The sequence below is a fragment of the Clostridium sp. YIM B02569 genome (assembly GCF_022320765.1).
Taxonomy (GTDB): Bacteria; Bacillota; Clostridia; order Clostridiales; family Clostridiaceae; genus Clostridium; species Clostridium beijerinckii.
This window is the reverse complement of sequence record NZ_JAKJJX010000013.1, coordinates 92,791-104,960: the sequence shown is the minus strand read 5'-3', so window position 1 is coordinate 104,960 and position 12,170 is coordinate 92,791. Positions and strand designations below refer to the sequence as shown.

Here is a 12,170-nt window from a genome sequence, read left to right as displayed (position 1 = left end):
CCAAAAGTAATATACTTATTATAATCATATTAAAAATTCCTTTTTTATTATATCATGAAGTAAACTTAAATATTATTTTTAATATCTTAATTTTTATAAAAAAAGAAGCTTCTATAAAAGCAGCTTCTCTATTAATTATTTCCTATATATAATTATTTATTAGGTAATTCAATTTTTCTCTTTTTCAAATTGCTAGATTGTTTATATAAAACTATCTTATTACCTATTGCTTGAATTCCTTCACATTTTACAGCTTTACATATCATATCAGAAGTTTCTCTTGTTTCTAAACCACTGTTCTCTAAAACTTTTATTTTAATTAATTCTCGAGCTTCTAATGCTTGTGAAACTTGTATTAAAAAGTTTTCCTCAACACCATTTTTACCTATTTGAAATATTGGTGAAATATCATTAGCTAATCCTCTTAAATAAGCTCTTTGTTTTCCTGTTAACATATTATTTATTCCTCCTAAAATTTTTCAACATATTTGTTGTATTAATTATCCCTGGGGGTTATTTTTCAACTTATAACCTAAATTTCACTGCACTCAATTATAAGCAGAACATTTTTATATAGCAATATAATATTAAATTTGAATTAATTAAAGTATATATTCAAATTCAAAATCATTTAATCTAACCATATCACCGTCTTTTACTCCCATTTCTCTAAGTTCATCAAAAATACCTTTATTTCTAAGAACCTTATGGAAGTATCTTAAAGAATCTGCATCATTTACATTTACTGCACTTAGTAATCTATCTACAAATGTACCTTCAACTATATAAACATCATATCCCTCTTCTTTATTATGTTCAACAGTAATATCATAAGTAAATCTCTTTTCTTCTGGTATGTACATTTCATCTTCTGAGATTTCTAATTCTTTAACTGGAATATCCTTAAGTATTCTTGCCGCTTCTTTCATTACAGCATCAACACCTTCATTAGTAGCTGCTGACATCTTAAATACTTTATCAAATCCCATTTCTTGAACTTTCTTTTTAAAATCTTCAAATATTCCTTCATCATAAAGCATATCAGATTTATTAGCCACAACAATTTGAGGTCTATCCCAAAGTTTTACAGAATACTTCTTTAATTCCTCATTGATTTTAATGAAATCTTCAAAAGGATCTCTTCCTTCAACACCAGATATATCAACTATATGAATTAAAAGTCTAGTTCTCTCGATATGTCTTAAAAATTGTATTCCAAGTCCAACACCTTCTGCTGCTCCTTCAATTATTCCTGGAATATCAGCCATTACAAAAGGATCAATTCCATCAACAGCAACAACACCTAGATTAGGTTTTAATGTAGTAAAATGATAATTTGCAATCTTCGGTTTTGCTTTTGTTGTCATTGATAACAATGTTGATTTACCTACATTAGGGAATCCTAATAACCCAACATCAGCAAGTAACTTTAATTCTAAAACTATATTTAACTCGTCTCCTGGCATCCCTGGTTCTGCATAATGAGGTGCTTGCTTAGTAGCAGTAGCAAATTTAACATTTCCCTTTCCACCTTTTCCACCTCTTAATAATACTAATTCTTGCCCCTTATGAGAAAGATCTGCAATTATCTTATTAGTTTCTGCTTCTCTTATAATGGTTCCCATAGGTACCTTTATATATAAACTTTCACCATCTTTACCATAGCATTTTGAACCGCCGCCATTTTCACCAGATTCTGCAATAAACTTTTTCTTGTATTTAAAGTCTAATAACGTTGTTATTCCAGTTTCAACTTGAAAAATGATGCTACCACCTTTTCCTCCATCTCCACCATCTGGTCCACCTAGAGGTACATACTTTTCTCTTCTAAATGAAATAGCACCATTACCACCGTTACCAGATTTAACGAAAACCTTCGCCGTATCTATAAACATAAAAATCACCTTTCCTTGTTTGTTTTACTTTATCATCTTAATATAAAATTTTTTAGTTCTATTATTACTTATTCTTTCCTAAAAAATATCGCTTTATTATATAATATTGGATTTAATGTCTAATCTCAATATATATTATCATAAAAATATTAAGGCATATCAAAGAAAATAACATCTAAAATGCTAGTCTATTTCTCTGATATCTGTCACTCTAGACATCGGCACCTTCTTAACTCATTATTTTCTTTCATATGCCTTAAAAAAGCACTCTTAAACTAAGAGTGCTTTATTTCTAAAATAATTATTCAGCTATTGCTTCAACGTCTACTGGGTAAACACTTGCTCTTTTCTTATCTCTACCAAGTCTTTCGAATTTAACAACTCCATCAACTTTAGCAAATAAAGTATCGTCCTTACCTTTTCCAACATTTTCACCTGGGTGAATTTTAGTTCCTCTTTGTCTTACAAGAATGTTTCCAGCAAGAACAAATTGTCCGTCAGCAGATTTAACTCCTAATCTTTTTGATTCAGAGTCTCTACCATTCTTAGAACTACCAACCCCTTTTTTATGAGCGAATAATTGAAGGTTCATAATTAGCATGTGACTACACCTCCTCTTTTATTAAAGTTATATATTCTCTACGTTTCTTTTTCCCTACTAATTGATCAAATCCTAAAATTACACTTTCCAAGCTTTTTTCAAAAGTTTTTAATAAAACTTGAGCTTGATTTAGTTCTTCTAGATTAAAATCTTGAAGGTCTAATTTCAAGTATCCATCTTGTATTTCGTATGTTGAATTAAGTTCTAAAACTTCATCCAAACCAATAATTACACTTTGAGATAAAACTGAAACTGAATTACATATCATATCAAATGCTTCACCTACTAAAGCAGGCTCATTTGAAAAATCTCTGTCATTACCTATAGCGTGACCATTTATTACGAATCCAACAATATCATTATTATGTTGTTTGATTTTTACTTTAACCATAATTTTATTATGCTTCGATCTTTTCGATTACTAGCTTAGTGTAAGGTTGTCTGTGTCCATTCTTTCTTCTATAGTCCTTTTTAGACTTATACTTGAAAACTACAACTTTCTTTGCCTTACCTTGTGCTGCAACCTTAGCTACAACTTTAGCTCCTTCAACTACTGGCGCACCAACTTTGATACCTTCCTCAGTTCCTACAGCTAAAACTTCGTTTAATTCAACTGTTGAGTCAACATCAGCGTTAAGTTTTTCAACGTATATTACGTCTCCTTCTTGAACTCTGTATTGTTTTCCTCCTGTTGCTAATACTGCGTACATTAAAACACCTCCTCATAACGGTCTCGCCACTTTTGGTACAAAGATTCAACTTTGTTTTACATAAAACCTTACGTGCGCGGTCTACAAAAGCCAGTTTATCATATTTCTATTACTTTGTAAAGCATAATCTATAATTTATCCATATAAACATAATTTAGCATGATTGTTAACTGATTTAATACTTTTCTATAACTGTAACTTTATAATCTTTTAAATTATCTTTTTGCCCCTGAAATATCAGTGGTTCAATTTTATATCCTTCTATATTATCTACATAATTTAGATATATCTCTTTATCTAATCCATCTATTTCTTTCATAAACTCAAAAATATTTTCTCTTATTCTATCTTTATAAACGCTATCCATTTGTATATGAAAACAATTTATAGAACTTTCTTCCTGCATCCTTACTATATCATTTTTTATTAGCCCTTCAATATAAGATAACTTTAGGATTATTCCTCTTCCTTTACATAGGCTGCATTCTTCTTCCATATATTCATATATACTTTTTCCTTGCCTCTTTCTAGCTATTTGAACTAAATCCAGCTGGGTAAATGGGAATATCTTTACATTACCTTTATCTAACCTAAGACTTTCCTTAAGTGCATCCATTACAATATCTCTTTGACTTTTATCTCTCATATCAATAAAATCTATTACTATAATTCCACTTAAGTTTCTAAGCCTAATCTGTTTTCCTATTTCTCTAGCCGCTTCTAAATTAGTTTCCAAAATTGTTTTATTGAAACTTTTCTCCTTTATGTTTTTTCCACTATTAACATCAATAACATACATTGCTTCAGTTCTATCAATTACTATGTATCCGCCACATTGTAGGTTAACTTTATTATGCCTCAACCTTAATAGTTCTTTCTCAATTCCATAAAAATCAAAAAGTTTTCTATATCCTTCATACTTCTCTATTTTTAAATTTTCCTGTCCTTTGGCAAAGCTTGATATCTTATCAAAATCAATGCTATTATCAACATAAATTTTTATAATTTCTTCTCCAGAAAAATTCATCAAAAGCTTAGTTAATGTTAAATCTTCACCATAAATCTTTCTTACTCCTAATGAATGTTTCATTTTTTTATCTATATTTTGAAATTCATCATAAAGCTTAGAAATCTCATTTTTAAGAATATTTACATCTACATTTGCACCTTCTGTCCTTACTGTTATGCAAACATCTTTTAACGGTTCAATATTCCTCAATAGTTCTATTTTCTTTTCTTTATCTTCTATTCTCTTAGAAAATTCTATTCCTTGTTCATAACAATTTAAGACAATATATTTCCCGGGAATTGACACCTTTGCAGTTAATTTGGCGCCTTTATCATTAAGAGGCTCTTTTAAAACTTCTACTAGTATATCGTCTCCCTTTTTTATTCCTTTTGCCTTTAATTCATCACTATAATATAGGTAACCTTCTTTATCTAAACCCAAATCAACAAACACTGAGTTTATAGCCGGAATTATGTTTTTAATCTTCCCCTTATAAATTTCTCCTATTATGGGTTCATTCTTACTTTCTTCAACGATACTTTCTATCAATTCATTATTAGATTTAATAGCTACCCTTAAAATTCTTTCTCTTCTCTCAACAAAAATCTCTTTCATTCTATAACACATCCTAGTCAATGCACAATGCACAGTTCACAATGCACAATTAGTGAGCAATTTCCTTTGAAAATCTAATTATCATATAATTTGATACCTTAGTATTTTGCATTTATTATAATTTTTAAAATCTCTTAAGAGATTTATTCCTTAATTGTGTATTGCGCATTGTAAATTGTGAATTATATATTTATACACATTTATATAATGGTACAAGTTTATTATTCTTGTAAAAATACATTTCTTCTCTTTTGGTATTAACAAACGAATCTAAAATCGCATTTGAAGTTTTTTCTTGGATATAACTAACAAGTAAATCTGCGCTTAAATGTTCCCTACTTCCTGTACTTATAACTGAATTAAGAATTAAGAACTCATCTTTAACCCAGAAACTAAACTCCTTAACAAAAGCCCTTATATTGACTTCTCTTTCACCTTTTTTGCTTTTCTTGACTGTATTCCACTCATTAGTTTCTAAAAGTTTACCAACTTCCTCTTCTAAATTTGAGACATCAGAATACTTAATTTTTATAGTATATCTTGCTGCATCAATTAAAGCCATAGCTTGAGGAACTTTCTTCTCTCCTTCTTTATAAGGAATTGCAAGTGCACTTATATATTTTATTCCACTTGGCGCGGTCTCATTTAATTTATCCACAATTTCATTTTCATCCATCTCAGTTGTTAACACCATATCCATATATTCACCACTTGAATAGACTCCTACCGATAAAGGTTGTGCTATTGATGTATTCATATGGGGGTTAAATCCTTGAGAGTATTCTATAGGTAGCCCCGCTCTTCTAATATTTTTTTGAATAGTTTTAAGCACATCTAAATGAGATATGAACTTAATATTTTCCTCTTTAGTAAATTTAGTTAAGTATCGCACCTTCAAAACACTCCCCATCTTTAAAGTTCACATTAATTCCACATCCTGTACATCCTTCTCTACAGTTTTGTGTTAACTCTGCTCTTTTAGCTTTTTCATTTTCTATTTCTAAATATTTTCTATTTACTCCAATATCAATGAAATCCCATGGTAATACTTCATCATAACTTCTTTCTCTATATGCGTAGAAATCTACAGTTAAATTACACTCTTCCATTGCTTCCATCCATACATCAAATTTAAAGTGTTGATCCCATCCATCAAATCTAGCACCTTTTTCAAAGGCTTTTATTAAAACCTCACATAATCTTCTATCACCTCTTGCAAAAACAGACTCCATTACAGACGTTTTTTGTTCATGATAATTGTAGACTATACATTTTGATTGAATTGAAGATTTAACAGCTTTGATCTTTTCAGTAACATCTTCAAACTTTGCCATAGGTGCCCATTGGAATGGAGTAAATGGTTTCGGTATAAGTATTGATGTACTTACTGTAAGCCTTAAACCTTTATTATTATTTATCTTATTTGGCACTTGTTTATATCTATATACTATTTTTTCTGCTAATTCTCCAATTCCCATGCAATCTTCAAGCTCTTCATATGGAAGTCCAATCATGAAATAAAGCTTTAAAGTTTTCCACCCAGCTGCAAATGCACTTGTAGCTGCATCTAAAATTTTATCTTCAGTAAGACCCTTGTTAATTATGTCCCTCATTCTTTGAGAACCTGCTTCTGGTGCAAAAGTTAATCCTGTCTTTCTTACCTTCTGAATATCCTTAAGCAAATCTACAGAAAAAGCATCAACTCTTATAGACGGAAGTGCTATACCAACTCTGTCGTCTTCATGCTCATTAACTAAATCTGTAATTAATCCTTTTATATCAGAATAATCGCAAGTACTTAATGATGAAAGAGAAATTTCTTCATATCCTGTACTTTTGACTAATTTTCTTGCTAAATCCTTTAAATCTTCCCTTGTCTTTTCTCTAACTGGTCTATAGAGCATACCTGCCTGACAGAATCTGCACCCATTTGTACATCCTCTGAATAACTCTAGAACTATTCTATCGTGAACAATTTCTGAATAGGGAACTATTATATCTGTAGGAAAATCTACCTTAGTATAATTATTTATAATTCTCTTTGTAATAGTTTTTGGTACGTCATCATACTTAGGTCTAAATTCTTTAATTGTATTGTCTTCATTGTAAATAACATCATATAAGGAAGGCACATAAATTCCTTGTATTTTAGATATTTCTCTTAGGAATTCTTTCTTCTTTCCTTTTCCTTTATACTTCTTATAAACATCTAAAACATCATTCATCATTTCTTCGCCTTCACCAATTTCAAAGAAATCAATGATATCATATAAAGGTTCTGGATTATATGCGCAAGGTCCACCAGCCATAACTATTGTCTCATCTTCTCCTCTTTCTGATGCTCTTATAGTAATACCAGACATATCAAGCATATTTAAAATATTTGTATAACTCATCTCATATTGAAGTGTGAATCCTAAAATATCAAACTCCTTTAGAGAATCTTTTGTCTCTAATGTAAATAACGGAATATTATTTTTTCTAAGCTGTTCTTCCATATCAGGCCATGGTGCAAATGATCTTTCACAATATGTATCACTTCTTTGATTTATAGTATGATAAAGTATTCTGCTTCCTAAATGTGACATTCCTACTTCATAAACATCAGGAAAGCAAAATGCAAATCTTATGTCAACTTCCTTTAGATCTTTAACAATCTCATTTAATTCTCCACCAGTGTATCTACTTGGTTTTTCAACTTTAAATAAGATATCATCTGAAATTTTATTCATTAATAAATTTCCTCCTTAAAACACACCATCATATGTGCAATTCTCCATAAATGCTTGCCTTTAAATTTTTGTCAAATTTAAAGAATTTAAAACCTTTAGTATTTCAAATACTAAATGAACCCACTTTTTGCTTATGCATAAATAAAAGAAGTATAAACTCTAATTGCTATACTTCTTATTTGCTATCCCTATTCTAACATAATTAATTCTGAATGGGAATATTCTTATTGTTTCCAATACTATATACAATTTATTTTATTCTACATTTCCTTCAAAGCCTTTGAATTTTTATCATTGTATTTCTTACTATATCTCCAATCAATTATCCATAATATAAATGATAATCCGGCATTTATACCAAATACAAATCCAAACACTCCATAAAGGCGAAGCTTATTGAAAAAGTCTCCTGCAAAGGAATTGAACATTACATCAATTTCCTTTGGATTGAGCAGCTCAATTTGCTTATTGCTGATATTCTTTAGATTTATTTCCCTTAATATTGGCACAATATAATCACCAACTGAATTTAAACCTGTTTCAATAGTTTTACTTATAAGATAATCCTTAGATCTATCTGATATAAAGTAAAAGTTGCTATTAATTGCATTTTGAACTATAGCATCAATTACAATCATAATTTTTTGGTTAAATTCTGCATTAGCGAAAATATATTTAATAACCCTATCAAGATCATTGCTTAGAGTACTTGCATCAATAATTTGTTCTATCTTTAATTCCGATAATGTATTTTCATAGAAATTTTCCATAAACATAGATATCGATTTTTTTGATTCTTCACTCTCAACAATTATGCTTAAAATATTATTTATACAATTTTCAATTTCATAGCTATCAATTCCTTTTAATAATACAGAATTAAATTCAATGTTAAATAAATTTTTCACCATATTTTCATTAAATAACTTTTCTATTGTTATAGATAATTTATCTTTATTAATATTTATGCTTCTATATATATCTTCTTTTATGATATTGACTTCATCAAAAAACTTCTTATAAATCGAATCCAAAGTGCTTAATTCAAATAATTCAAGATATTCTGAAATTGAAGCCACAGCTAATGAATCTAAAATCAGATCACTTGCGCTATAGATATAACTCTTTAAATTAGCATTCCCACCAAATTGCTCAAATAAATCATCTATTATTATTTGAGTGTTAAATTCTTCACCCTTTATATTTAATTCACTCACTCTAATAGGGTATATATTTTCATTTAATACAGCTTTCGTAGTATTAATAAGTTTATCGTTCTCTTCTCTTAGCATTAAAGGAAGTTTTTTATTTAGTATAATATCAACAACTCTATATGCTATGTCATCTCCACCAAAAGTTGCATAGGCTATCTTCTCAAAGAAATTAAGTTCACTCTTAATAGTTTCTTGTACATTTTCAGTTATAATATTCTGATTGTTTTTTAAATAGGATATTAACTTATTTGAAAAATAATATGTTATATGATTCAGGTTATTATCAATCATGTTCTTGACCTTACCATTAAACATTGATCCTATATCATTATTTTCATTTAAGCCATTACATAAATATTTACTTGTCATATTTTCTAAGTATATTTTAAAGTCATTAGAAAAATATTCATATACATATTTCCCTATATTAATTTTTGCTTTTTCTATGGAATCTTTACCTATACCCTCTTTACACGATTGTTTTATAGCTGCAGAATAATCATTTTTGTATTCTTTTGTAATTAACTCTAAAAAATCTACCTTTTCAATAGTACTAAGATTATCTTGTATAAACTTAGTACCTTCCTCTTGAATATAATTTTGGATTTTAATAAGTATATCTTCTGAAATAACATCACCAATTTTGTAATTTGAAGATATTTTATTTTCTATAAACTTCGTTAAAGAACTTTTACTATTACTAATACTACTTATTATTTTAAGTATTCCATTCTGAATGTAACTTTCCTTAATAAAATTATTAAATTTGCTTTCTTTTAATCTGTTAGTAATTCCTTCGGATAAATCCGAACTACTATTACAATACTTTAAAATTATTTTATAAATATATTTTACAAAATCATTCTTTTTACTTCTAGAAAAGTTAACTAAAATTTGATAATTATTATTTTTAACTAAGGTAGTTAGTACTGAAGACATATTATCTTTATGAGAATTGAAACTTTTATTAATTTCCTCTTTGTTTAATAATTCTTCATCAATTAGTTTCGCCATTCCAATTGCAAACTCATTTTTATGTGCCGGTATATATCCTAATGCAAACTTCTTAAAAAATGGTATTTTAGATATAATTTTATTTTCTTTGTATGGATGGAAAATCATCCACAAGGCTACAACATTTGTTATGTATCCTATAAATGCCATAACTCCAAGTGACAACAATCCATTAAACATATTACTTGGAAATCCGTAAAGTCCAATAGAATTTGGAAATATTAATTGATATATTATCCCAACTACCGTACCTAAAACAGCACCAAAAACAGAAAGTGGTTTAAGTTGACTTCCCATAAAATCTTGAACTATATCGCATATTTCATCCTCGTCATATTTACTTAAACTGTTTTTTGCGATTTTTTTAATATTTCCATTTAATAGACTTGGAAGCTTAGATATTAACTCTGGGTAACCTTTATTTATAAGAATATTTGATAATTGATCCTTATTAAATCCTTTATTAACTAATTCCTTAATCTGATAATTCTTATATTTATCCACAGTTTCTCTATAAATTGATACTGAATTATCCACAATATATTCCAATATGTTCACATTATAGTTTGATAATATATCTCCTATTTTAAATTTTTTAACATTTGATAATATAATATCTTCTAATCTCTCGCTATATGTATCTTTGTTCTTTCTGAGCAAATTATTGGCCCATGTTGAAAATTTATTAGATAAACTAAGTACACTTTTATCTTTAAATAATTCTGATAATTTTTTGTGGAATATTTCATCACTCTTTGAATTTATGAATTGTGCAATCAAAGTATTTATGTTTTTACATAATCTCGTTTTGTTTTTAAAAATACTTTCATATAACATTGACTTAAGCTTTGTATTGAATAATTTTAACAAATCTAACTTAGCAATCTCATTTACTTTCTTTGAAAATTGAGATTTTATTAGTATCCTCAACGTATTCTTTCCATGAGCTGCAAATACTTTAGTAATAATTTCAGTAACATCATCAGATGTAGCTAAATTGTATTTTTCCAATGATTCTACTATGTTTTTAACCTTTGTGTCCTTCAAGTAATCTATAATAGAAGTTACTATTTTATCACTTGATTCATCATCAAAATTATTATTAATATAGCTTATAATTTTATTAACAATATTATTTTTAGATGAAACATCTCCCATAAGTGCATTTCTAACCTTTGAGATTATAAGCTTCTTTATGCTTTCATCTATATCTTGTATAGCTTCATCAATTGCGGATTCAATCATTTCATCCAAAGATGATTTATTACTTGAAATCCACTCCAAAATATAAGGCATGACCTTAGGAATAACTATTTTTATAAAATTCGTGAGTGATTTTTCTATCTCTTTAGGAAGTATTTCATAAAGAGTAAAATCAATATTTTTCACAATTGAAACAATCCCATTTGTAATTTTTAATATTAAATCCTTTCCTTCAGAAGAGTTAATAAATTCAGTAATTTTAATGAATAATCTTGAAATAACTTCTTCTTGCTGAGTTTCCGTAATAAAATGATTAATATCCCGACTTCCGATAGAGTCTTGTAATTTAACAATCGTTGCATCTACATTTATATTTGAAAGTATATTGTCCAAAAACATCTTGCACGACTTTTCATCTGATAAAATATCATTATTAAATATGTTTTCAACACACTCTATAATATTATCAGTTAATTTTTTCTGGACTTCTTTAGAAAAAATATCAGCTAAAGTAATATCAGAATTTTCCTTGTATAAACTAGAAATAAATCCATTCACTGCATCAGTCTTTTCAAGTTCGCAAATCAGTAGCTCATAGCCTGAATTTATAACTTTTGATAGCTGTTTTTCACTTAATATATCTTGTAGATCAACATTACGCATAAGACCATCTATTAATTCTGGTAAAAGCATATTTAGATTATTTCTTATAAATTCTTCACTTTTAAGTATACTCTCTGAAAAACCATCTATTTCAGCTATTTTAGTATTTCCTAAACTATTGCTTAATTGTTTCTCAAAAAAAGTTTGAGCCATTTGTTTAATATATGTATGTATATTTATATTAGGCATTTCAGCCCCTAATGTATCTGCATTTATTATATCTCTTTCTACTAATTCGCTAATCTCTTCAATAAATTTCTCCTTCTTCTTTTTAATTACCCCTCCTAGCTTTAAAGGTGTATATTCTTTAAAAAGCATATCAACTGCATATTTATTTGTAATATATCCAGCTACTCCACCTGAAAATCCCTGAAATGCTAGTAAAAAAATAAATGTTAACATCAGCTATTCTCTCCTTATGTAATATCAATTCTAAACAATAACTTTTTCACATATAAAATATGTTGTTTACATCATATTATACTAATTTATTAACTTTATTTCCACATTTCAT

General features: G+C 28.1%; 9 protein-coding genes. All 9 read right to left on the bottom strand.

Annotated elements, in window-relative coordinates:
- Nucleotides 1-152 precede the first annotated feature (152 nt).
- Nucleotides 153-455 carry a ribosome assembly RNA-binding protein YhbY gene (gene yhbY / locus L3B96_RS13390; RefSeq protein ID WP_011967861.1) on the bottom strand — a complete coding sequence of 101 codons (303 nt, stop codon included), beginning with the start codon at nucleotides 453-455 and terminating at the stop codon, nucleotides 153-155.
- A gap of 147 nt (nucleotides 456-602) precedes the next feature.
- Nucleotides 603-1,895 (bottom strand): GTPase ObgE, encoded by a 1,293-nt coding sequence (gene obgE / locus L3B96_RS13385; protein ID WP_011967860.1) that lies wholly within the window; start codon nucleotides 1,893-1,895, stop codon nucleotides 603-605.
- A 301-nt stretch (nucleotides 1,896-2,196) separates the two neighbouring features.
- The gene (gene rpmA, locus L3B96_RS13380) at nucleotides 2,197-2,496 is read right to left on the bottom strand and encodes a 50S ribosomal protein L27 (RefSeq protein ID WP_011967859.1); all 300 of its coding nucleotides are present in this window, start codon (nucleotides 2,494-2,496) and stop codon (nucleotides 2,197-2,199) included.
- A gap of 4 nt (nucleotides 2,497-2,500) precedes the next feature.
- A complete protein-coding gene (locus tag L3B96_RS13375; protein WP_011967858.1) occupies nucleotides 2,501-2,887 on the bottom strand; it encodes a ribosomal-processing cysteine protease Prp in 387 nt (128 codons plus the stop codon).
- Nucleotides 2,888-2,894: 7 nt separating this feature from the next.
- The gene (gene rplU / locus L3B96_RS13370; RefSeq protein ID WP_011967857.1) at nucleotides 2,895-3,206 is read right to left on the bottom strand and encodes a 50S ribosomal protein L21; all 312 of its coding nucleotides are present in this window, start codon (nucleotides 3,204-3,206) and stop codon (nucleotides 2,895-2,897) included.
- 175 nt (nucleotides 3,207-3,381) lie between these two features.
- Entirely contained in the window at nucleotides 3,382-4,830 is a 1,449-nt protein-coding gene (locus L3B96_RS13365) for an Rne/Rng family ribonuclease (protein ID WP_238861377.1), read from the bottom strand.
- Between the two features lie 190 nt (nucleotides 4,831-5,020).
- Nucleotides 5,021-5,722, bottom strand: coding sequence for a TIGR03936 family radical SAM-associated protein (locus tag L3B96_RS13360; protein WP_011967855.1), 702 nt, complete (start codon nucleotides 5,720-5,722; stop codon nucleotides 5,021-5,023).
- Nucleotides 5,706-7,562 (bottom strand): TIGR03960 family B12-binding radical SAM protein, encoded by a 1,857-nt coding sequence (locus tag L3B96_RS13355; RefSeq protein WP_238861375.1) that lies wholly within the window; start codon nucleotides 7,560-7,562, stop codon nucleotides 5,706-5,708. The genes L3B96_RS13360 and L3B96_RS13355 overlap by 17 nt, the downstream gene beginning before the upstream one ends.
- Before the next feature lie 260 nt (nucleotides 7,563-7,822).
- The gene (locus L3B96_RS13350) at nucleotides 7,823-12,058 is read right to left on the bottom strand and encodes a DUF445 family protein (protein WP_238861373.1); all 4,236 of its coding nucleotides are present in this window, start codon (nucleotides 12,056-12,058) and stop codon (nucleotides 7,823-7,825) included.
- Between the last annotated feature and the right edge of the window lie 112 nt (nucleotides 12,059-12,170).